The sequence below is a fragment of the Mycolicibacter sinensis genome, from assembly GCF_001667375.1.
Taxonomy (GTDB): domain Bacteria; phylum Actinomycetota; class Actinomycetes; order Mycobacteriales; family Mycobacteriaceae; genus Mycobacterium; species Mycobacterium sinense_A.
Genome location: NZ_LZIN01000013.1, coordinates 34,617 through 55,423, shown reverse-complemented (window position 1 = coordinate 55,423; position 20,807 = coordinate 34,617). Strand labels below are relative to the sequence as shown.

The 20,807-nt window shown below is 69.2% G+C and carries 20 protein-coding genes; 12 read left to right on the top strand and 8 right to left on the bottom strand.

Annotation, left to right across the window (positions count from 1 at the left end):
* The first annotated feature begins 165 nt into the window (after nucleotides 1-165).
* From groES to A5771_RS02090, 4 genes are all read left to right on the top strand, one after another.
* Nucleotides 166-468 (top strand): co-chaperone GroES, encoded by a 303-nt coding sequence (groES, locus tag A5771_RS02105; protein WP_019736720.1) that lies wholly within the window; start codon nucleotides 166-168, stop codon nucleotides 466-468.
* A gap of 98 nt (nucleotides 469-566) precedes the next feature.
* A complete protein-coding gene (groL, locus tag A5771_RS02100; protein ID WP_064853546.1) occupies nucleotides 567-2,180 on the top strand; it encodes a chaperonin GroEL in 1,614 nt (537 codons plus the stop codon).
* Between the two features lie 175 nt (nucleotides 2,181-2,355).
* A complete protein-coding gene (locus tag A5771_RS02095; RefSeq protein WP_064853545.1) occupies nucleotides 2,356-2,655 on the top strand; it encodes a GlsB/YeaQ/YmgE family stress response membrane protein in 300 nt (99 codons plus the stop codon).
* A gap of 13 nt (nucleotides 2,656-2,668) precedes the next feature.
* Complete coding sequence (locus A5771_RS02090; protein ID WP_064853567.1) at nucleotides 2,669-2,950, top strand: hypothetical protein; 282 nt, start codon at nucleotides 2,669-2,671, stop codon at nucleotides 2,948-2,950.
* A gap of 48 nt (nucleotides 2,951-2,998) precedes the next feature.
* Here A5771_RS02090 and A5771_RS02085 read toward each other — a convergent pair whose 3' ends face one another.
* On the bottom strand, nucleotides 2,999-3,997 hold the full coding sequence (locus A5771_RS02085; protein WP_234782906.1) for a PE-PPE domain-containing protein: 999 nt from the start codon (nucleotides 3,995-3,997) through the stop codon (nucleotides 2,999-3,001).
* Between the two features lie 141 nt (nucleotides 3,998-4,138).
* On the opposite strand from A5771_RS02085, the gene A5771_RS24245 reads away from it, so the two are divergent.
* Complete coding sequence (locus A5771_RS24245; protein ID WP_267887454.1) at nucleotides 4,139-4,261, top strand: hypothetical protein; 123 nt, start codon at nucleotides 4,139-4,141, stop codon at nucleotides 4,259-4,261.
* Here the strand turns inward: A5771_RS24245 and A5771_RS02080 are convergent.
* The 3 genes from A5771_RS02080 to A5771_RS02070 all read right to left on the bottom strand — a co-directional run bounded on the left by A5771_RS02080 (nucleotide 4,245) and on the right by A5771_RS02070 (nucleotide 5,992).
* The gene (locus A5771_RS02080) at nucleotides 4,245-5,201 is read right to left on the bottom strand and encodes a PE-PPE domain-containing protein (RefSeq protein WP_234782905.1); all 957 of its coding nucleotides are present in this window, start codon (nucleotides 5,199-5,201) and stop codon (nucleotides 4,245-4,247) included. The two genes, A5771_RS24245 and A5771_RS02080, sit on opposite strands and share 17 nt — an antisense overlap.
* Nucleotides 5,202-5,374: 173 nt before the next feature.
* Entirely contained in the window at nucleotides 5,375-5,605 is a 231-nt protein-coding gene (locus tag A5771_RS02075) for a hypothetical protein (RefSeq protein WP_064853544.1), read from the bottom strand.
* A gap of 96 nt (nucleotides 5,606-5,701) precedes the next feature.
* Nucleotides 5,702-5,992: a WhiB family transcriptional regulator gene (locus A5771_RS02070; protein ID WP_064853543.1), complete on the bottom strand. Its 291-nt coding sequence runs from the start codon at nucleotides 5,990-5,992 to the stop codon at nucleotides 5,702-5,704.
* A gap of 258 nt (nucleotides 5,993-6,250) precedes the next feature.
* On the opposite strand from A5771_RS02070, the gene A5771_RS02065 reads away from it, so the two are divergent.
* The gene (locus A5771_RS02065; protein WP_064853542.1) at nucleotides 6,251-7,051 is read left to right on the top strand and encodes a tetratricopeptide repeat protein; all 801 of its coding nucleotides are present in this window, start codon (nucleotides 6,251-6,253) and stop codon (nucleotides 7,049-7,051) included.
* A 10-nt stretch (nucleotides 7,052-7,061) separates the two neighbouring features.
* Here A5771_RS02065 and A5771_RS02060 read toward each other — a convergent pair whose 3' ends face one another.
* The gene (locus A5771_RS02060) at nucleotides 7,062-7,466 is read right to left on the bottom strand and encodes a DUF5319 domain-containing protein (protein WP_064853564.1); all 405 of its coding nucleotides are present in this window, start codon (nucleotides 7,464-7,466) and stop codon (nucleotides 7,062-7,064) included.
* A gap of 146 nt (nucleotides 7,467-7,612) precedes the next feature.
* Here A5771_RS02060 and guaB point away from each other — a divergent pair, with 146 nt between their 5' ends.
* The 3 genes from guaB to A5771_RS02045 are packed head-to-tail and all read left to right on the top strand — an operon-like array spanning nucleotide 7,613 to nucleotide 12,172.
* Nucleotides 7,613-9,187 carry an IMP dehydrogenase gene (gene guaB / locus A5771_RS02055; RefSeq protein WP_064853541.1) on the top strand — a complete coding sequence of 525 codons (1,575 nt, stop codon included), beginning with the start codon at nucleotides 7,613-7,615 and terminating at the stop codon, nucleotides 9,185-9,187.
* Nucleotides 9,188-9,245: 58 nt separating this feature from the next.
* Nucleotides 9,246-10,382, top strand: coding sequence for a GuaB3 family IMP dehydrogenase-related protein (locus A5771_RS02050; RefSeq protein ID WP_064853540.1), 1,137 nt, complete (start codon nucleotides 9,246-9,248; stop codon nucleotides 10,380-10,382).
* A gap of 56 nt (nucleotides 10,383-10,438) precedes the next feature.
* Nucleotides 10,439-12,172, top strand: a complete 1,734-nt coding sequence (locus A5771_RS02045) for a GMC oxidoreductase (protein WP_064853539.1) — start codon at nucleotides 10,439-10,441, stop codon at nucleotides 12,170-12,172.
* Nucleotides 12,173-12,175: 3 nt separating this feature from the next.
* Here A5771_RS02045 and A5771_RS02040 read toward each other — a convergent pair whose 3' ends face one another.
* On the bottom strand, nucleotides 12,176-14,536 hold the full coding sequence (locus A5771_RS02040; RefSeq protein ID WP_064853538.1) for a glycoside hydrolase family 65 protein: 2,361 nt from the start codon (nucleotides 14,534-14,536) through the stop codon (nucleotides 12,176-12,178).
* A 10-nt stretch (nucleotides 14,537-14,546) separates the two neighbouring features.
* Entirely contained in the window at nucleotides 14,547-15,284 is a 738-nt protein-coding gene (locus tag A5771_RS02035; RefSeq protein WP_064853563.1) for a beta-phosphoglucomutase family hydrolase, read from the bottom strand.
* A gap of 88 nt (nucleotides 15,285-15,372) precedes the next feature.
* On the opposite strand from A5771_RS02035, the gene guaA reads away from it, so the two are divergent.
* The 3 genes from guaA to A5771_RS02020 all read left to right on the top strand — a co-directional run bounded on the left by guaA (nucleotide 15,373) and on the right by A5771_RS02020 (nucleotide 19,739).
* Nucleotides 15,373-16,935, top strand: coding sequence for a glutamine-hydrolyzing GMP synthase (gene guaA, locus A5771_RS02030; protein ID WP_064853537.1), 1,563 nt, complete (start codon nucleotides 15,373-15,375; stop codon nucleotides 16,933-16,935).
* 501 nt (nucleotides 16,936-17,436) lie between these two features.
* Nucleotides 17,437-18,132, top strand: a complete 696-nt coding sequence (locus A5771_RS02025; RefSeq protein WP_064853536.1) for a hypothetical protein — start codon at nucleotides 17,437-17,439, stop codon at nucleotides 18,130-18,132.
* Nucleotides 18,133-18,143: 11 nt separating this feature from the next.
* Nucleotides 18,144-19,739, top strand: a complete 1,596-nt coding sequence (locus A5771_RS02020; protein ID WP_082947007.1) for a DNA polymerase Y family protein — start codon at nucleotides 18,144-18,146, stop codon at nucleotides 19,737-19,739.
* A gap of 114 nt (nucleotides 19,740-19,853) precedes the next feature.
* Here A5771_RS02020 and A5771_RS02015 read toward each other — a convergent pair whose 3' ends face one another.
* Nucleotides 19,854-20,807: a nucleoside hydrolase gene (locus A5771_RS02015; RefSeq protein ID WP_064853534.1), complete on the bottom strand. Its 954-nt coding sequence runs from the start codon at nucleotides 20,805-20,807 to the stop codon at nucleotides 19,854-19,856.

The window sequence follows — 20,807 nt, the reverse complement described above, 5'->3', positions numbered from 1 at the left end:
GCACTCTCATGTATAGAGTGCTAGGTGGCAATCGGGCGATTCCCTGCTCGGCACCCGCGACGACGACGCAAGGACGCGCACGAATGCCGAACACCTTAAGTAAGTACGTTCCGATGGGCCCGGCGAGCGCCGGGTCGCATCCAGACAATGTGGAGGGCTCCAATCGTGGCGAGCGTGAACATCAAGCCACTCGAGGACAAGATCCTCGTTCAGGCCAACGAGGCCGAGACCACGACCGCTTCCGGTCTGGTCATTCCGGACACTGCCAAAGAGAAGCCGCAGGAAGGCACCGTCGTCGCCGTCGGCCCCGGCCGGTGGGACGAGGATGGCGACAAGCGGATTCCGCTGGACGTCAAGGAAGGTGACGTCGTCATCTACAGCAAGTACGGCGGCACCGAGATCAAGTACGCCGGCGAGGAGTACCTGATCCTGTCGGCGCGCGACGTGCTGGCCATCGTCGGCAAGTAGCCACAAGAACCACCGTGCCCGCCCCGGAGATCCCCGTACCAACCTGGTTTGGGGGGCGATCTCCGGGGCGGCACGCGTAAAGAAAGGCTTGGACATCCGTGAGCAAGCAGATTGAGTTCAACGAGGCTGCCCGCCGGGCCCTGGAAACCGGCGTCGACAAGCTCGCCGACGCGGTCCGGGTCACCCTGGGCCCGCGCGGCCGCACCGTGGTGCTGGCCAAGTCGTTCGGCGGCCCGACGGTGACCATGGACGGCGTCGCCGTGGCCCGTGAGATCGACCTGGAAGACCCGTTCGAGAACCTCGGCGCCCAGCTGGTGAAGTCGGTCGCCACCAAGACCAACGACGTGGCCGGCGACGGCACCACCACCGCCACCGTGCTGGCCCAGGCCATCATCTCCGCCGGGCTGCGCAACGTCGCGGCCGGCGCCAACCCGATCGCGCTGGGCGCCGGTATCGCCAAGGCGGCCGACGCCGCGTCGGAGGCGCTGCTGGCCGCGGCCACCCCGGTCTCCGGCAAGGAGTCGATCGCGCAGGTGGCCAACGTATCCTCACGCGACGAGGAGATCGGTGAGCTGGTCGGCGAGGCGATGACCAAGGTCGGCAGCGACGGCGTGGTCAGCGTGGAGGAGTCCTCGACGCTGTCCACCGAGCTGCAGATCACCGACGGTGTCGGCTTCGACAAGGGTTTCCTGTCGGCCTACTTCGTCACCGATTTCGACGCGCAGGAGGCCGTCCTGGAGGACGCGCTGATCCTGCTGCACCGGGACAAGATCAGCTCGCTGCCCGACCTGCTGCCGCTGCTGGAGAAGGTCGTCGAGGCGGGCAAGCCGCTGGTGATCATCGCCGAGGACGTCGAGGGCGAGCCGCTGTCGACGCTGGTGGTCAACGCGATCCGCAAGACCCTCAAGGCCGTCGCGGTCAAGGCACCGTACTTCGGCGACCGGCGCAAGGCGTTCCTGGAGGACCTCGCGGTCGTCACCGGCGCCCAGGTGATCAACCCCGACGTCGGCCTGACGCTGCGCGAGGCCGGTCTCGACGTGCTCGGCTCCGCCCGCCGGGTGGTGGTGTCCAAGGACGACACCGTCATCGTCGATGGAGCCGGCGGGCCGGACCAGGTGGCCGCTCGGGTCAAGCAGCTGCGCGCCGAGATCGAGGCGACCGACTCCGACTGGGACCGCGAAAAGCTCGAGGAGCGGCTGGCCAAGCTGGCCGGCGGCGTGGCGGTGATCAAGGTGGGTGCGGCCACCGAGACCGCGCTCAAGGAGCGCAAGCACCGGGTCGAGGACGCGGTGGCGGCGGCCAAGGCCGCGGTCGAGGAGGGCATCGTCCCCGGCGGCGGCGCCGCTCTGGTGCAGGCCCGCGCGGCGCTGTCGGAGCTCGCACTCAGTGGTGACGAGGCGCTGGGCGTCCAGGTGTTCGCCGCCGCGCTGAGCGCGCCGCTGTACTGGATCGCCACCAACGCCGGCGTCGACGGCGCGGTGGTGACCAGCAAGGTGGCCGAGCTGCCGGCCGGGCAGGGCTTCAACGCTGCGACGCTGTCCTACGGTGACCTGGCCGCCGACGGGATCGTCGACCCGGTCAAGGTGACCCGGTCGGCGGTGCTCAACGCCGCCTCGGTGGCGCGGATGGTGCTGACCACCGAGACCGCGGTGGTGGAGAAGCCGGCCGAGGAGGCCGGCCACGCGCACGGGCACCACGGGCACGCGCACTAGCTACGGCGCTTACCGCGCGACAAGAAGCGAACGCCCCCATTTCGGCTCCGAAATGGGGGCTTTCGCGTCTTCTCGGCGGCCTGGATTCGGCGGTTTATAACCGCGCAAAACGGGTATTGATTCATCGCGTCGTCGATCAGGACGGTGTATTGAAGGCGCTGTAAAGGAGATCACCATGGACCCACTGGCGGCTACTGAATTTCTAGCCCGCTCTAGCACGTTGACCAGTGTCGGATGGATCGGCTACATCATTATCGGAGCCATTGCCGGCTGGATCGCAGGCATGATTATGAAAACCAAGTACGGCCTGCTCACCGATGTCGTCGTCGGCGTTGTCGGCGCTTTGATCGGTGGTTTTCTGCTCAGCTTCGTCGTTGACACGGCAAGCGGGGGCTGGTGGTTCACATTGTTCACCGCCATTCTGGGCGCGGTCATCCTGCTTTGGCTGCTGCGCATGTTCGGGCGCGAGGCGTAAGGGGCGAGCAATGATGATGAAAAACGTTGCGGTTGGAGCCATGGCCCTGGGTGTGCTGCTGTCCAGCGGGTGCTCGGCATCGAAGGTGATCAACACCGGTGGCGACACCAGGTGCAAGGATTTCGTCGAGCAGGACGAGAAGAAGCAGGACGACGAAATCAGCAAGATGCTCAAAGACAAGAGCGGCGCGGATCCCTCCAATCTGGAGATTTCTGCGACCCGGCTGTCGGTGTCGACCTACTGCAAGACGGTGGGAACTCCGGACAGCAAGATATCCGAGGCCCCGCACGGCTGATCGGAGATTTGTCGGTCCAACACGATTCGTTCCAGGCTGTGCACGGCTTTAGAAGAAGTTGCTGAAAAGCAGATTCATCGAGTCGAACACAGCCTGGAACGGATCGCTGGTGGCGACCCCGTGGAACAGTAGCGCGCTGAGCCAAGCGTCGAAGGCGTTGATCTCGCTGTTGTCGATCTCGATGTAGGTCAGCATCCCGTCGACGGTGGTGGTCGCGTCGGCGATCTGGTCGGGGGTCAGGCCCAGGTACTCCACGTGGGGGCCGAAGATGCCCAGCAGCGCCCCCCACAGGCCGTAGTTGTCGTACGCGTCGGCGAAATTGGAGACCGGGTCGTCGGGAAGGCCGTAGATGGTCGCCGAGTACAGGTCGTTGGGCGTCAGGTTGCCCAGCACCTCGGTCATGCCGAGCAGCTTGAGCAGGTAGTCCGAGAGGTCCTTGCCCAGCGTCGCGTACATGGCGGCTTCCAGGTACTGCCAGACGCCGTCCGGAGCCGACGGGTCGCCGATGAACACGAAGTGCAGCGAATCGGCGGGTATGCCTGCTTCGGCGAGTCTGGACATGGCGATCGACGCTGCGGTGGCGCTCTGGGAATAGGCGAAGATCGTCAGCGGGTTATCGGCGTCGAATGCGCCCGGGTTGGCGTCGAACTGGTTCTGGACGGCGAGCGTGATCAGCGACGCACCGGTGAGGCTGCTCGGGCCCTGCTGGAAGAGCTCCGGCGTGGTCAGCACCTGTAGTGGGGCACTGCACGGGTCGGTGCCGTCCATGTAGCAGACCGTCGAGTCGGTCGAGCCGCCATTGAAGCCGAGCGGGTTGAGATACAGGTTCTCGGCGGATCGCGCGTATTCCGGTGAGGGTGTCGGCTGGCCGGTGCCGCCGAGGATGAGCGCGGTCTGGCTGCCCGCCAGCGGCCCGGTGGAGGCGAGCAGCGTGGCCGCGGCGCTGACCGTTTGGCTGACTCCCACGCCGGCCGCGGCGACCATCAGCCCGGCGACCGCGAGTTGGGCGACCGCCTTGGACGCCTTGCCAACCTTTACCTGAGTCATCACTTCCTCCCCGCTGTGTGTTGGATGAGATTATCCCGTTCTCAAATTCGAGTCTAGGGTTCTCACTGTCTTTCACGACGGGTCGCAACCCCGCCGAGACCGTCGCCAAGAATTGCAGGCGTCGGCGTCGACCCGACGACCATGGGAAGCGCTGCGGCGCAACGCAACCACGCCACCCTGGCAGCCGGCGGAATCGCGGCGAACGTCAAGGTGCTGGAAGACGCCGCCGGGGTCACCGTGGGCGCGATCAGAAGAAGTCGTTGAACAACAGTTCTAGTGACTGCCAGAGACTTTCGAACAGTCCGCTATTGGCCGCCCCGCCGACGAAGACCGCGTCAAGCCAGGCGCTCAAGCCGTTGATGTCGCTGTCGTTGATGTCGACGAAAGTCAGGTTGCCGTCGACCGTGGTGGTCGCGTCGGCGACCTGCTCGGGTGTCAGGCCCAGGTACCACACGTGCGGCCACAGGATGTCCAGCAGCGCGCCCCACAGGCCTTTGTCTGCAAAGACGCCGGAGAAGTTGGAGACCGGATCGCCCGGCAGACTGTAGATGGTCGCCGCGTACAAATCGTTTGGCGTCACGTTGCCGAGCACCTCGGTCAAGCCGAAGGTCTTGAGCAGCCAGTTGGTCAGATCCGGACCGAGGGTCGCTACCATGGCCGCTTCGATGTTGGACCACGCGCCGGTGACCGGTGTGGACGGGTCGCCGATGAACACGAAATGTAATGCGCTGTTGGGGATGCCGAGCTCGGCAAGCCGGGTCATGGCGATCGATTCGGCGGTGGCGCTTTGGGAGTACCCGAAGATGGTCAGCGGGTGCTCGGCGTCGTATGCGCCGGGGTTGGCGTCGAACTGGTTCTGGACGGCCAGGACGATGGCGGACGCGGCCGTGAGACTGCTCGGGCCCTGCTGGATCAGTTCCGGGGTGGTGAGGACCTGTAGTGGGGCGCTGCACGGGTCGGTGCCGTCCATGTAGCAGACCGTGGAATCGGTTGAGCCGCCGTTGAATCCCAGTGGGTTGAGATACAGGTTCTCGGCGGACCGCGCGAATTCAGGCGACGGGGTCGGCTCGGTGGTGCCGCCGAGGATGAGCGCCGTGACGCTGCCGGCCAGCGGACCGGTGGAGGCCAACAGCGTGGCTGCGGCACTGACGGTTTGGCTGATCCCCACCCCGGCCGCGGCCGCCATCATGCCGGCGACGGCCACGTGGGCAACCGATGTTTTTACTGCTGCTCCCCGCGTTCTCATCGCATGTGCTTAGCACACGCTGATATGGAACCCACAGGTTTTGCGAGCATTAATAATTGACACACCCGTCGAAGCTGGCCGGGCTTTTTCCGCTATCCCGGGACGGTCAGAGCGTGTCCTGCTGCGCAATCTCAACCCAACGGCGACAACCCCTGGTTGGGCCGTAGACCACCGGGCGCATAGGGGCCGGTCACCAGCGAGGGGCAGGCGCCGAACGCGCCCACCACCGCGCCGGTGTCGGGACAGAAGTAGACATCGCTCAGATCGCCGCAGAGCCGCTGGTCGAAACAGCTGGCCGGATCGGCGTGGGCCGGCGCGGCCACGCCGAGACCGGCGACAAGTACTGCCAGGAATGCACGCATGCCCGTGATCCAACCCGACCGGTCCGACAATCCGCGGGAACGAGAACAGCCCCCGGATCGCCGGGGGCTGTTCGTTGAGGCGTCGGTCCGGCGGGCTCAGCCGCTGGCCCGCAGGTTGCAGCGGAGCGCGGCGTGCCGCTCGGCCTCGGACATGCCGCCCCAGATGCCGTAGGGCTCGCCGACGGCGAGTGCGTGCTGACGGCATTGTTCCAATACCGGGCAGTTGCGACACCACTTCTTGGCGTTCTGCTCCCGCTGCGCTCGGGCCCGGCCGCGCTCCCCGTCGGGTGGGAAGAACACCGACGAGTCGACCCCCCGGCAGGCTCCTTGGAGCTGCCAATCCCAGACGTCCGCATTGCGGCCGGGCAGTTGCTCAACCAGTGGCATGGGAACCCCTCTCAAACGCTGGTCGGCCGGAACTGTTGCGGCCGTTGAGGTGTCTGGCGGTGCGCGTAAAACAGCGCCGGCGGAATCCGGCGCTGTGGGGACCGTAGCCAAAGCGTCTGAAGTTAGGCCTACGTAACGGTTAAGAAAGGCTGGCCTAAGCCGATGGACATTCCCTGGGATTTTTTCCGGACGTACGGACGTACGGGCGCGCGGGCGGACGCCGAGGCGGTGACCGGGCCCGCGTAACGTCGCTCAGCGATGACCGAGGACCCAGATGCGACGTTGACTGCCGCCGCGTTCGGCGATGCACCGGGCCGCTGGCCCTTGCCCGCCGCGACCACGCCCCGCCAGCGCTGGCTGCGTGCCGTCGCCGCCGGCGGCCAGGGCCGCTACGCCGCCGCCACCGCCGATCTGGCGGCACTGCTACGCGACGTACCCAAAGGGCCGCTGGCCTCCCTGGCCCACAGCACGCGGGCGTCGTTCCTGCGCCAACTGGGCGGGCACGATCTCGCCCGGGGCCTTGACGGCCGGGCACTGGACCTGGCCGGCGAGGATCCCGAGGCCACCGCCGACGCCCTGGTGGGGCTGGCCGCCGACGCCCTGGGGACCGGTCGCTTCGCGGCCTCGGCGGCCCTGCTGGCCCGTACCCGGCAGGTTCCCGAACCGCCGTCCCCGGCACGCCTGGCGGTGCGCCGGAACTGGGTGAGGGCCGAACTGGCGATGGTCACCGGGGACGGGGCTACCGCGGTGCGGCACGCCGAACAGGCCCTGGAGCTGGTCGCGGACGCCGGCGAAGACATGGTGCGCCACCGGGTGAAAAGTCAGGTGGTGCTGGCCGGCGCGCTGTGCTGCGCGGGGAACGTCGACCGCGCGCGCGGCGTGGCTGAGGCCGCACTGCAGGACACCGGGCGGCTGGGCCTGGTTCCGTTGCGATGGGCGCTGGCGTGCATGTTGATCGATGTCGGCAGTCCGAGCCGAACGGGGGAGGAATTGTGCAGCCTGCGGGATGAGGCTGCCGAGTTGGTGCGGTACCGCGGCGGACAGTGGCAGCACCTTTAACGGGGCCGGCTCAGCGGTAGCCGTCGGCCTCCGAGGTCGCCCCGTTGAGGGACGCGTCGGCGTAACCGCGGCAGTAATCCCAGGTCACGTAGCTGTCCGCCTCCGGGTCGTAGGCTGGCTCGTGCGGGCGTACGGTGCCGTCGATGAGCAGCTGCAGTAGGTTGGCGCGCAGCATGTCCCAGTCGTGGTAGTGGTCCTGCTGACAGTCGTCGCAACACACCACCAGGCCGCGGATTCCTCGGTGCGCCAATAGTGCTTCGTAGACCGCGAGGTCGGCGAGGTCGGCTTCGACCGCGGTCCGCTCCTGCGGATCCAGTGGCTGGCCCGGTTCGACGGCGTCCAGCGCAGCGGACGGGTCGTGGGGATCGTCGGCGAACGGGTCGGGCGGCAAACCGGGTGGCAGGTGGTCACGCACGCCCATAGGGTACGCAGACCCCAGGACAGAACGCCAGCGGCCGTTCTGCGGGGCGCATAATCGCAGCCAAGGTGGTGGGGAACGAAAGCCGCTGTACGCCGCGATTAGGATGGACTTCTACCCCGGCTGCGTAGTGGAGGCTCCCGATGTCCGTTGGTGATGCCAGCGCCCCGACGATTTCCCATCCCGCCATGGGCCCGCACGATGATCTGCCGACCGGCGGCCCGTCCGGCGAGCGCCCGGCCAAGATCGCCATGCTGGGCCTGACCTTCGACGACGTGCTGCTGCTTCCGGCGGCCTCCGACGTGGTGCCGGCCACCGCCGACACCTCCAGCCGGCTGACCCGCAAGATCCGGCTCCAGGTGCCGCTGGTCAGCTCCGCCATGGACACCGTCACCGAGGCCCGGATGGCGATCGCGATGGCCCGGGCCGGCGGCATGGGCGTGCTGCACCGCAACCTGCCGGTCACCGAGCAGGCCGGCCAGGTCGAGACCGTGAAGCGCTCCGAAGCCGGGATGGTCACCGACCCGGTCACCTGCACCCCGGAGAACACCCTGGCCGAGGTGGACGCCCTGTGCGCGCGGTTCCGGATCTCCGGGCTGCCGGTCGTCGATAAGAACGGCTCACTCGTTGGGATCATCACCAACCGGGACATGCGCTTCGAGGTCGACCAGAACAAGCCGGTCGCCGAGGTGATGACCAAGGCGCCGCTGATCACCGCCCAGGAGGGCGTCTCCGCCGACGCCGCGCTGGGCCTGCTGCGCCGGCACAAGATCGAGAAGCTGCCGATCGTCGACGGCCGCGGCAAGCTGACCGGCCTGATCACCGTCAAGGACTTCGTCAAGACCGAACAGCACCCCAACGCCACCAAGGACAGCGACGGCCGGCTGCTGGTCGGCGCCGCGGTCGGCGTCGGCGCCGATGCCTGGGTGCGGGCGATGACGCTGGCCGACGCCGGGGTCGACGTGCTGATCGTGGACACCGCGCACGCCCACAACCGGGGAGTGCTCGACATGGTCGGCAAGCTCAAGGCCGAAGTGGGGGAGCGGGTCGACGTGGTCGGCGGCAACGTGGCCACCCGGTCCGGCGACGCCGCGCTGGTCGAGGCCGGCGCCGACGCGGTCAAAGTCGGCGTGGGCCCGGGCTCCATCTGCACCACCCGGGTGGTCGCCGGGGTGGGTGCCCCGCAGATCACCGCGATCATGGAGGCAGTCGCGGTCTGCGCGCCGGCCGGGGTGCCGGTGATCGCCGACGGCGGGCTCCAGTACTCCGGGGACATCGCCAAGGCGCTGGCCGCCGGCGCGTCGACGGCCATGCTCGGCTCGCTGCTGGCCGGCACCGCCGAATCGCCCGGCGAGCTGATCTTCGTCAACGGCAAGCAGTTCAAGAGCTACCGCGGCATGGGCTCGCTGGGGGCCATGCAGGGTCGCGGCGGAGCCAAGTCCTACTCCAAGGACCGCTACTTCCAAGACGACGCGCTCTCCGAGGACAAGCTGGTGCCCGAGGGCATCGAGGGCCGGGTGCCGTTCCGCGGCCCCCTGACCACCGTCATCCACCAGCTCACCGGCGGCCTGCGGGCGGCGATGGGCTACACCGGATCGGCGACCATCGAAGCGCTGCAGCAGGCGCAGTTCGTGCGGATCACCGCCGCGGGCCTGAAGGAAAGCCACCCGCACGACATCACCATGACCGTCGAAGCGCCGAACTACTACGTGCGCTGAGCAGACGTCCGTCCCGGCACATTCTCGCGTAGCGAAACAGAAACGAGGCTGACCCGTCATGCGTGACATGGTTGAGATCGGCATGGGCCGCACCGCCCGTCGCACCTACGAGCTCGACGACATCAACATCGTGCCGTCCCGGCGCACCCGCTCCTCCAAGGACGTGTCCACAGCCTGGCAGCTCGACGCCTACCGCTTCGAGATCCCGGTGGTGGCTCACCCCACCGACGCGCTGGTATCGCCGGAGTTCGCGGTCGGGCTGGGCCGGCTCGGCGGTCTGGGGGTGCTCAACGGCGAAGGGCTGATCGGCCGGCACGCCGACATCGAGGCCAAGGTCGCCCAGGTCATTGAGAAGGCGGCGGTGGCGTCTGAGCCGGAGGCGGCGATCCGGCTGCTGCAGCAGCTGCACGCCGCACCGCTGGACCCCGAGCTGCTCGGTGCCGCGGTGGCGCGGATCAGCGCGGCCGGCGTGACCACCGCGGTGCGGGTGAGCCCGCAGAACGCCGCGGCGCTGACCCCGGCACTGGTGGCCGCCGGTGTCGACCTGTTGGTCATCCAGGGGACCATCATCTCCGCCGAACGGGTCGCGAACGACGGGGAGCCGCTGAACCTCAAGACGTTCATCTCCGAGCTCGATATCCCGGTGGTGGCCGGCGGCGTGATCGACCACCGCACCGCGCTGCACTTGATGCGCACCGGCGCGGCCGGGGTGATCGTCGGCTACGGCTCCACCTCGGGGGTGACCACTTCCGATGAGGTGCTGGGCATCTCGGTGCCGATGGCCACCGCGATCGCCGACGCCGCCGCGGCTCGCCGCGAATACCTCGACGAGACCGGCGGGCGGTACGTGCATGTGCTGGCCGACGGCGACATCCACACCTCCGGGGACCTGGCCAAAGCGATCGCCTGCGGCGCCGACGCGGTGGTGCTGGGCACGCCGTTGGCGGCGGCGGCCGAAGCGCAGGGCGACGGCTGGTACTGGCCGTCGGCGGCCGCGCACCCGTCCTTGCCGCGCGGTGCGCTGATGCAGGTCGCCTACGGGGAGCGTCCGGGTCTGACGCAGGTGCTCGACGGCCCCTCCGATGACCCGTTCGGCTCGCTGAACCTGGTCGGCGGGCTGCGCCGGTCGATGGCCAAGGCCGGCTACTGCGACCTCAAGGAGTTCCAAAAGGTCGGGCTGACCGTCGGGAGCTGACAAGTAAGGGCAGCCTATCTGGCAAGTTACCAGCGGGTAGCCCATACTTGCTGGCTATGGAGCGGGATTACCAACCTGACTACGACGTCCTGATCATCGGTTCCGGTTTCGGTGGCAGCGTCAGCGCGCTGCGACTGACCGAGAAGGGGTATCGCGTCGGCGTTTTGGAGGCGGGACGCCGCTACGCCGACCCGGACTTCGCCAAGAACTCCTGGCACCTGCGCGACTTCCTGTGGGCGCCGAAGCTGGGTTGCTACGGCATCCAGCGCATCCACCTGCTCAACAACGTCATGGTGCTGGCCGGTGCCGGGGTGGGCGGCGGCTCGCTGAACTACGCCAACACCCTCTACGTGCCGCCGGAGCCGTTCTTCGCCGACAAGCAGTGGGCGCACATCACCGACTGGCGTGCCGAGCTCATGCCGCACTACGACCAGGCGCAGCGGATGCTCGGAGTGGTCAAGAACCCGACGTTCACCGACGCCGACCGCATCGTCAAGCAGGTCGCCGACGACATGGGGGTCGGCGACACGTTCGTGCCGACGCCGGTCGGGGTGTTCTTCGGTGAAGGCGGCGAGAAGACCCCGGGCAAGACGGTGCCCGACCCGTACTTCGGCGGCGCCGGCCCGCAGCGCACCGGCTGCCTCGAGTGCGGCGAGTGCATGACCGGCTGCCGCTGGGGCGCCAAGAACACCCTGGTGAAGAACTACCTGTATCTGGCCGAATCGGCCGGCGCACAGGTGCATCCGATGACGACGGTGACCGGGTTCGAGCAGGGCGACGACGGCCTGTGGCAGGTGCGCACGGTGCGCACCGGCCTGCGCGCACGCCGGCATCGCAAGACCTTCACCGCGCGGTATCTGATCCTGGCCGCCGGCACCTACAACACCCAGCGGCTGCTGTTCAAGATGCGCGATAAAGGAAAGCTCGCCAACCTTTCCAGCAAGCTCGGGGTACTTACCCGCACCAACTCCGAATCCATCGTCGGCGCAGCCACTTTGGACGTCAAGGAGGGCCTGAACCTGACCCACGGCGTGGCGATCACCTCCTCGATCCACCCCACCGCCGACACCCACGTCGAACCGGTCCGCTACGGCAAGGGCTCCAACGCGATGGGTCTGTTGCAGACCCTGATGACCGACGGCGCGGGTCCGCAAGGCACCGATGTCCCGCGCTGGCGGCAGCTGCTGGATCAGGCCCGCGAAGATCCCCGCCACATCCTGCGGCTACTCAACCCGAAGCAGTGGAGCGAGCGCACCGTGATCGCGCTGGTGATGCAGCACCTGGACAACTCCATCACCACCTTCACCAAACGCGGCAGGCTGGGCTTCCGCCGCTACACCAGCAAGCAGGGCCACGGTGAACCGAACCCGAGCTGGATCCCGGTCGGCAACGAGGTCACCCGGCGCATCGCCGCCAAGATCGACGGCGTGGCCGGGGGCACCTGGGGCGAACTGTTCAACATCCCGCTCACCGCGCACTTCTTGGGCGGGGCGGCGATCGGCGACAGCCCCGAGCACGGCGTCATCGACCCCTACCAGCGGGTGTACGGCTACCCGACGCTGGCGGTGATGGACGGCGCGGCGGTCTCGGCCAACCTCGGCGTCAACCCGTCGCTGTCGATCACCGCCCAGGCCGAGCGGGCCGCGTCGCTGTGGCCGAACAAGGGCGAGACCGACCAGCGGCCGGCCCAGGGCGAGCCCTACCGGCGGCTGGAGCCGATCGCGCCGAAGAACCCGGCGGTACCCGATCAGGCCGTCGGCGCGCTGCGTTGGGCCTCCGGGATCGCCTGAGCCTCACCGGGCGACGTGGTGCCGGTGGCGCGGAGCGCGCCCGGGCGGTTGCTGCGGTGTCGGCAGTAGCGGTTCGCGGCGGCAGGCGGGCACCGTCGTGGGTGACTGGGTGGACAGTTCGAGTTCCTTGCCGGCATGGTGGATCGTCAGCCGGCCCTCGGGCCCGTCGCGCAGGGTGTAGGTGACCTCGTCGTCGGTGGCGCTTACCGTGACGCGGAACCCGCTCCAGCGCAACCGGAACCGTAGGCGGGAGATCCCTTCGGGCAGTGCGGGATTCAGTGCCAGCACGCCTCCGTCGTCACGCAGGCCACCGAACCCGGCCACCAGCGCGAGCCAGGTCCCGGCCAGTGCCGCCAGGTGCAGTCCCTCGCGGGTGTTGTCGTGCAGATCACGCAGGTCGACGAACGCCGTCTCGTAGGTGTAGTCATGGGCCAGTTCCAGGTGTCCCACCTCGGCGCACATCACTGCCTGGGTGCAGGCCGACAGCGAGGAGTCGCGTACCGTGCGCCGCTCGTAGTAGTCGACGTTGCGGGCCTTCTCTTCGGGGGTGAATGCATGGCTGCGCCAGTGCATGGCCAGCAGGACGTCGGCCTGCTTGACCACCTGGGCCGGGTACAGCCGGACATAGGGTTCGTTGAGCAGCAGCGGATAGGTGGCCCGGTTGTCGAAGTCCCACTCCGCGGCGGAGGTGAAGCCTTCGCACTGCGGATGCACGCCGAGCTCCTCGTCGTAGGGGATGTGCGCGGCGTCGGCGGCATCGCGCCAGCTGGCCATCTCCTCGGTGCTGACCCCCAGCTCGTGGGCGGCATCAGGGTGGCGGGCGCACGCCTCGGCTGCGGTGCGCAGATTGTGGGCGGCCATCAAATTGGTGAACACGTTGTCCCGCACGATCGCGGTGTACTCGTCGGGGCCGGTCACCCCCGACAGGTGCCACACCCCGTGCCGGTCGTGGTGTCCCAGCGACCGCCACAGCCGTGCGGTCTCGACCAGTACCGCCAGCCCGCACTCGGCCTCCAGGGAGCCGTCCCCGGTGACGACCCGGTACTGCTCGAACGCCGCCGCGATGTCGGCGTTGATGTGCCAGGCGGCCGTGCCGGCCGGCCAGTACCCGGAGCACTCCTGGCCGCGGATCGTCCGCCACGGGAACGACGCCCCGGCCAGCCCGAGTTCGGCCGCCCGGTCGCGGGCCAGATCAAGTGTCGATGCCCGCCAGCGCAACGCGTCGGCCGCCGCGTGCGGCACGGTGTAGGTCAGCACCGGGATGATGAAAGTCTCACTGTCCCAGAAGGTATGGCCGTCATAGCCGGTACCGGTCAGGCCCTTGCTGGGGATCGCCCGCCGTTCGGCGCGCGCGCTGGACTGCAGCAGGTGGAACAGTGCGAAGCGGACCGCCTGCTGGCAGTCGGGGTCGCCGTCGACCTCGACATCGGCGCCGTCCCAGAACTCGTCGAGGTAGTTCCGCTGGGCGTCGAGCAGCCCCTGCCAGCCGCTGTAGAGGGCGCCGGTCAGCGCGGCGACGGCCTGGTCACGCAGCGCGGGCCGGGACCGCTCGCTGGACCAGCCGTAGGCCAGGTACTTGACGATCCGCAGTTTCTGCCCCGGGCGCAGCCCGCACACCACGGTGGTGGCCGCCACATCGGGAATCGCGATCGTGTTGACCTGGACTCGGCCGGGCACCTCGATCTCGTGATTCATGGCCGCGGCCATCATCAGTTCACTGGCCCGAGTGCGGTGCACCAGCACGGCCCCGCGGTCGGTGGTCTCCCGCTCCACGGCCTCCAGCGGGTTGTCCAGGATCGCCGCGACCCGCGGGTCGCCGGAGGTCGGCGGTTGGTCCTCATTGGCGACCAGCTCGGATTGCACTGTCACACGCACGAATTCGTCGACCGCCTCGACGATGTATTCGATCGCCGCGACGCCGCGCTGGGCCAGTGACACCAGCCGGGTCGAGTGCACCTTGACCTGTTTGCCGGCCGGGGAGTGCCAGTGCACGCGGCGGGTCAGGGTGCCCGCCCGCAGGTCGAGGATGCGCTCGTGGTCGATCAGCTCGCCGTAGCGGACGTCGAACGGCTCATCGTCGACCATCAGCCGGATGATCTTGCCGTTGGTCACGTCGACGACGGTCTGCCCGGCCTGCGGATAGCCGAACCCGGCTTCGGCGTAGGGCAGCGGCCGCACCTCATAGAACGAGTTCAGGTAGGTGCCGGGCAGGCCGTAGGGCTCGCCCTCGTCGAGGTTGCCGCGCAACCCGATGTGCCCGTTGGACAGCGTGAACAGGGATTCGGTCTGCCCGAGCAGATCCAGGTCGAGGTGGGTCTCGCGGATCTGCCACGGTTCGATCGGAAAATAGTCCTCAGGGATCATCGGTCTGCCTTCACAGAAGTTCCTCCAGATCGGTGACAACGACGTCGGCGCCATGGCTCAGTAGGTCTTCGGCCTGACCGACCCGGTCGACACCCACCACGAAACCGAACCCGCCGGCCCGCCCGGCCGCCACCCCGGACAGCGCGTCCTCGAACACCGCGGCGCCGGCGGGGGCGATGTCGAGCAGCTGCGCCGCCCGCAGGAACGAGTCCGGAGCCGGCTTGCCCGCGAGGTGTTCGGTGCGCAGGGTGATGCCGTCGACGCGCTGCTGGATGAACGTATCCAGGCCGGTGATCGCCAGCACTTCGCCGGCGTTGGCGCTGGCCGATACCACCGCGGTGGCCAGGCCCGCCGCGGTGGCCGCCGTCAGGTAGCGCCGGGACCCCTCGAAGACGTCCACCCCGTCGGCCTGCAGCGTTGCCTGGAACGCCGCGTTCTTGCGGTTGCCCAGACCGTGCACGGTTTCGGCGTCCGGCGGGTCGTCGTCGGCGCCGTCGGGCAGCACGATGTCGCGGCTGGCCAGGAAGGCGCGCACCCCGTCGTCGCGTTTGCGGCCGTCGACGAATCGCAGATAGTCGTTCACCGGGTCGAACGGCACGAACGGCGCTCCGGTGCGCTCGGCGCGCGCCGACAGGTACCCGTCGAACATCGCCTTCCAGGCCCGGGTGTGCACGCTGGCGGTGTCGGTGAGCACGCCGTCGAGGTCGAACAGGCAGGCGCGCACCGTTTCGGGCAGTCCCAGCGCCATGGCGGCTCCCTTCCGGCTCGGGCTGGTGTCCACTCCACCATGCCCGCCGTCGGATCGGCTGAGTTTTGCGGCCACTAAACTCTCTGCGGTGTCGTCCCCATCGTCTCGTCCTGTTTTGGTCATCGACTTCGGTGCGCAGTATGCCCAACTGATCGCTCGCCGAGTCCGCGAGGCGCGGGTGTTCTCCGAAGTCGTCCCGCACACCGCGACCGTCGAGGAGATCGCCGCGCGCAACCCGCGGGCGATCGTGCTGTCCGGCGGGCCGGCCAGTGTCTACGCCGAAGGCGCCCCCCGGCTCGATCCGGCGCTGTTCGACCTCGAGGTGCCGGTGTTCGGCATCTGCTACGGCTTCCAGGCCATGGCGGCTGCACTCGGCGGCACCGTCGAGCGCACCGGAACCAGTGAATACGGCCGTACCGAGCTGAAAGTGACCGGCGGCGAACTGCATTCGGGCCTTCCGGTCACCCAGCCGGTGTGGATGAGTCACGGCGACGCGGTGACCGACGCCCCGGACGGGTTCGCGGTGGTGGCCGCCAGCGCCGGCGCCCCGGTGGCCGCGTTCGAGAACCGGGCCCGCCGGCTGGCCGGTGTGCAGTACCACCCGGAAGTGATCCACACCCCCTACGGGCAACGGGTGCTCAGCCGGTTCCTGCACGAGTTCGCCGGCATCGACGCGGCCTGGACGCCGGCCAACATCGCCGACGCGCTGATCGAGCAGGTGCGTTCGCAGATCGGTGACGGCCACGCCATTTGCGGGCTGTCCGGCGGAGTGGATTCCGCGGTGGCCGCGGCGCTGGTGCAGCGTGCCATCGGTGACCGGCTGACGTGTGTGTTCGTCGATCACGGGCTGTTGCGCGCCGGGGAGCGCGAGCAGGTGCAGGAGGACTTCGTCGCCGCCACCGGGGCGCGGCTGGTCACGGTGGACGCCGCGGAGGTGTTCCTCGACGCGCTGATGGGGGTGTCTGACCCCGAGGGCAAGCGAAAGATCATCGGCCGGCAGTTCATTCGCGCTTTCGAGGGCGCGGTGCGGGATCTGGATGCCGGCGAAGCCGGCAAAGGCGCAGATTTTCTGGTGCAGGGCACGCTGTATCCGGACGTGGTGGAATCCGGCGGGGGTGCCGGCACCGCGAACATCAAGAGCCACCACAATGTCGGCGGGCTGCCGGACGACTTGAAGTTCACTCTCGTCGAGCCGCTGCGGTTGCTGTTCAAAGACGAAGTGCGGGCGGTCGGACGCGAATTGGGGCTGCCGGAGGACATCGTTGAGCGCCAACCGTTCCCGGGCCCGGGGTTGGGGATCCGGATCGTCGGCGAGGTCACTTCTGAGCGGTTGGCGACGCTGCGTCAGGCCGACGCGATCGCCCGCGAGGAGTTGACCAGCGCGGGCCTGGACCACCAGATCTGGCAGTGCCCGGTGGTGCTGCTGGCCGACATCCGCTCGGTCGGGGTGCAGGGCGACGGCCGCACCTACGGACATCCGATCGTGCTGCGGCCGGTGTCCAGTGAGGACGCCATGACCGCCGACTGGACCCGGGTGCCCTACGAGGTGCTGGAGCGCATCTCCACCCGGATCACCAACGAGGTGGCCGAGGTCAACCGGGTGGTGCTGGACGTCACCAGCAAACCGCCGGGAACCATCGAGTGGGAGTGATTTCCCGGCCGAGCTTGCCCTGCACGAGTAACAGCCGTCACTTGCGCACCCGCGGAGTTGGGGTGTGATGAGTTCACATCGGATTGCGCCGGTGATATCACCAGTCTCCGGTTCACCCAAGCGCTGGCCGCGGCCGTCGGCGCCAAACCGTGGCTCGCCGGGCCGGGCCGGTTGGCCCTTCTGCTCGGGGATCGCAACACATCGATGACCAGATCACTACGGGTCAGCAAAGCGCGTTTCCGCGCGGTCGCGGGCCGGGCGCCTTGCTACCCGAGCGTGCGAGAAGGGTATCGGGCGATGGCCGCCGGTACCCCTTCGCGATAGCGCATGCGCTAGCCGTTTCGGAAAGATCTAATACCTCCTGACGCGGTGCGGATGTGACTCCCGGGGCCGGTGATGCCCCCTGAGGTGGCCCGGCTTGACGGTTGTCGGTGGGGAAGTGTTCACTCGGGCTTATCGAACATAGTTTCGAACTGAGGCGAGTTTTCCCGGAGGGCGATCATGACGGCGGCGGTGGACTCGGGGCAACGTCCCAGCAGCCCTGAAAATCGTGCTGACCAGCTGGAACAGCTGCGCCGGCAGATGGCGGCGGTGGCCGGGAAAGTGGGCGCCGGGCGGCGGGGAGTGGTCTCGGCTGCTCCGGCCGGCCAGGTTTTCGAGGCCGCGCTGCCGGTCCCGCCGCTGCTGGCCGGGGTGCTGCCCGCGGGATTGCCGCGGGGCACGGTGGCGGTGCTGTCGGGGGCCCGCTCGTTGATGCTGGGCATGGTGGCCGCGGTGACGGCGGCCGGGGGTAACGCGGCCATCGTCGGCCAGCCGGACACCGGCCTGCTGGCCGCAGCGGAGATGGGCGCCGACCTGAGCCGGCTCGCGGTGATCCCCGATCCCGGCAACGATCCGGTGGAGGTGGCCACGGTGCTGATGGACGGCATGGATCTGGTGGTGCTCGGCCTGGGCGGCCGCTGCGTACCGCCGGCGCGCACCCGGGTGGTGCTGGCCCGGGCCCGCCACCGGGGCTGCGCCCTGCTGATCTCCGGCGGTGACTGGCAGGGCGCGGCGCTGCGGCTGGACGCCCGGGTGAGCGGCTACGAGGTGACAAGCGGGGGCTGTGCGGCGCGCCCGGGCTTCGGGCGGATCGGCGCGGTGCGGCTCGAGGTGCAGGCCCGCGGGGGCGCGGCCGGGCGAACCAGGGCCGGGTAGCGGGGCTTCTCATGGCCGACTCCCGAGTACTGGCGCTCTGGTGCATGGACTGGCCCGCCGTTGCCGCGGCGGTCGCGGCGGGCCTGCCGGCCACCGCACCGATCGCGGTCACCCTGGCCAACCGGGTGATCGCCTGCTCGGCGGGTGCCCGCGCGGCCGGGGTGCGGCGCGGGCTGCGGCGCCGCGAGGCGGCGGCTCGCTGTCCGCCGCTGCATGTGGTGGCCGCCGACACCGACCGCGACGCCCGGCTGTTCGAGCCGGTCCTGGCCGCGGTCGATGAACTGGTGCCGGCCGCCGAGGTGTTGCGGCCCGGGCTGCTGGTGGTGTCGGTGCGCGGGGCGGTCCGGGCGTTCGGCTCCGAGGAACAAGCCGCCGAACGCCTCGTCGACGCGGTGGCCGCCGCCGACGTCGAATGCCAGGTGGGGATCGCCGATGGGCTCTCCGCCGCGGTGCTCGCCGCGCGCGCCGGCGCTGTGGTGCCGCCCCGGGGAGACGCCCGATTCCTGTCGGCGTTGTCGATCCGGCAACTGGCCGCCGAGCCCAGCCTGTCCGGGCCCGGGCGCGACAGCCTCGTCGATCTGTTGTGGCGCTTGGGTATTCGTACCATCGGGCAATTCGCCGCGTTACCGCGCCCGGACGTGACATCGCGGTTCGGTCCCGATGCGCTCATCGCGCACCGGTTCGCCCGCGGCGAGCCGGAACGCGGGCCGTCCGGGCGGGAGCCGGCACCGGATCTCGATGCCGTGCTGCACTGCGATCCGCCGATCGACCGGGTCGACGCCGCGGCGTTCGCGAGCCGCTCGCTGGCCGGTGTGCTGCACCGGACGCTGATGGCCGCCGGCGTCGGCTGCACCCGGCTGGCCATTCACGCCGTCACCGACACCGGGGAAGAGCTGACCCGGGTGTGGCGCTGCGCCGAGCCGTTGACCGAGGACGCCACCGCCGACCGGGTGCGCTGGCAGCTGGACGGCTGGCTGAACAGCCGGGTCAGCAGGGATCGGCCCACCGGTCCGATCACGCTGCTGCGGCTGCAGCCGGTGGAGGTGCTCTCGGCGACCGAGGCGCTGCAGCTGCCGCTGTGGGGAGGGCTCGGCGAGGAGGACCGGCTGCGTGCCCGCCGGGCGCTGGTGCGGGTACAGGGCCTGCTCGGCCCGGAGGCGGTGCGGGTGCCGGTGCTGTCCGGTGGCCGCGGCCCGGCGGAGCGCATCACCTTGACCCCGCTGGGCGATGAGCCGGTGCCGCTGGCCGACCCGCGCCAGCCGTGGCCCGGCCGGCTCCCCGAGCCGTCGCCGTCGGTGCTGCTCGATGACCCGGTGGAACTGCTTGACGCCGAACGTAATCCGATCCGGGTGACCGGCCGGGGGCTGTTCTCCGCCGACCCGGTATGGCTGGTCACCCGGGGTCGTGACGACCGGCTGCGCTGGTGGGCCGGGCCCTGGCTCCTCGACGAGCGGTGGTGGGACCCGCAGCGGGAAGGCCCGGGATCGGGGCGCACCGCCCGGGTCCAGGCGCTGTTGGAGGAGTCGCCGGATGACGGCGCGCCCGGCGCGGCACTGCTGCTGTGCTACCGGCTGCGGCGCTGGTATCTGGAGGGCAGCTATGAGTGACGAGGCGCTTGGCCACTTCTCCGCCGAACGTGTAACCACTGCGCAAATCCGCCGCCCCGAAAATCGCAGTGATTACACGCTCGGCGGGATGCAGGTGGGATTGGGGCGGGGCACTCAGCCCAGCCGGCGGGCCAATGCGCCGACTCGCTGCACGAACCGGTCGAAGAACGCGGGCGGGTCGACACCGACACCGATCAGCGCGTTGGGCAGCGCGGCGTCCCAGTCGGGAATCGTCCGCCCGCGCACCGCCGCGGGTTCGACCTCAATGTGTACTGCGGCCGGGCGGGTGCTCACCAGTTCGGGCTCCAGCGCGATCGCCGCGGCCAGCGGATCGTGTAGATACGCCAGGTATCCGTGGCCGCGGGCGTCGTGCGCCTCGAAATAGAACCGCAGCGCGTCATCGAGCAAGCGGGCCACCGGATTGTCCGCCGGTGCCGGCAGCTGACCCAAGATCGCCGGCGTGATCGCGATCTGACGGGTCAGATCCAGCCCGCACACGATCGGAAGTCGTTGCGGTGCAACAGCTGTCCAGGCTGTGAACACCTCGGCGGCCGCCTCCGGGTCGAACCCGATGTTGAACTCGGACCGCTCGGCCCGTTCGCCGGAGAACGCGCCGCCCATGATCACCAGCCGGCGCAGCAGCGTGGGTAGTGCGGGTTCGGCCCGCAGCGCCAGGGCCAGGTTGGTCAGCGGGCCGGTGGCCAGCCCGATCAGCTGCCCGGGGTGTGCCCGTGCGGCAGCGACCCACGCTGTGGCGGCGTCGTATCCGGTGAGCTGGCCGCTGCCGGCCGGCAACTCGGCGTATCCGAGGCCCTGCGGCCCGTGGATGTTCTCCGCGGTATGGACCGGACCGTTCAGCGGTGCGTCGGCGCCCCGCGACACCGGAACCCCGGTTGCCTCGCATAGCTCGAGCAGGGCCAGGTTGTTGCGGCAGACTTGGTGCACCGCAACGTTTCCGCCGGTGCAGGCCAGACCGACGAGTTCAGTATCCGGGCTGGCCAGCAGATACACCAGTGCGACCGCGTCGTCGACACCGGTGTGCAGGTCGGCGAAGACCGGGAGGCTCAC

Coding starts and splice junctions, on each gene's coding strand:
- A5771_RS02095 (WP_064853545.1), top strand. CDS start 2,356: ATGGACCCACTGGCGGCTACTGAATTTCTAGCCCGCTCTAGCACGTTG.
- A5771_RS02090 (WP_064853567.1), top strand. CDS start 2,669: ATGATGAAAAACGTTGCGGTTGGAGCCATGGCCCTGGGTGTGCTGCTG.
- A5771_RS02085 (WP_234782906.1), bottom strand. CDS start 3,997: ATGACTCAGGTAAAGGTTGGCAAGGCGTCCAAGGCGGTCGCCCAACTC.
- A5771_RS24245 (WP_267887454.1), top strand. CDS start 4,139: ATGGGAAGCGCTGCGGCGCAACGCAACCACGCCACCCTGGCAGCCGGC.
- A5771_RS02075 (WP_064853544.1), bottom strand. CDS start 5,605: ATGCGTGCATTCCTGGCAGTACTTGTCGCCGGTCTCGGCGTGGCCGCG.
- A5771_RS02070 (WP_064853543.1), bottom strand. CDS start 5,992: ATGCCACTGGTTGAGCAACTGCCCGGCCGCAATGCGGACGTCTGGGAT.
- A5771_RS02065 (WP_064853542.1), top strand. CDS start 6,251: ATGACCGAGGACCCAGATGCGACGTTGACTGCCGCCGCGTTCGGCGAT.
- guaB (WP_064853541.1), top strand. CDS start 7,613: ATGTCCGTTGGTGATGCCAGCGCCCCGACGATTTCCCATCCCGCCATG.
- A5771_RS02050 (WP_064853540.1), top strand. CDS start 9,246: ATGCGTGACATGGTTGAGATCGGCATGGGCCGCACCGCCCGTCGCACC.
- A5771_RS02045 (WP_064853539.1), top strand. CDS start 10,439: ATGGAGCGGGATTACCAACCTGACTACGACGTCCTGATCATCGGTTCC.
- A5771_RS02040 (WP_064853538.1), bottom strand. CDS start 14,536: ATGATCCCTGAGGACTATTTTCCGATCGAACCGTGGCAGATCCGCGAG.
- A5771_RS02035 (WP_064853563.1), bottom strand. CDS start 15,284: ATGGCGCTGGGACTGCCCGAAACGGTGCGCGCCTGCCTGTTCGACCTC.
- A5771_RS02025 (WP_064853536.1), top strand. CDS start 17,437: ATGACGGCGGCGGTGGACTCGGGGCAACGTCCCAGCAGCCCTGAAAAT.
- A5771_RS02020 (WP_082947007.1), top strand. CDS start 18,144: ATGGCCGACTCCCGAGTACTGGCGCTCTGGTGCATGGACTGGCCCGCC.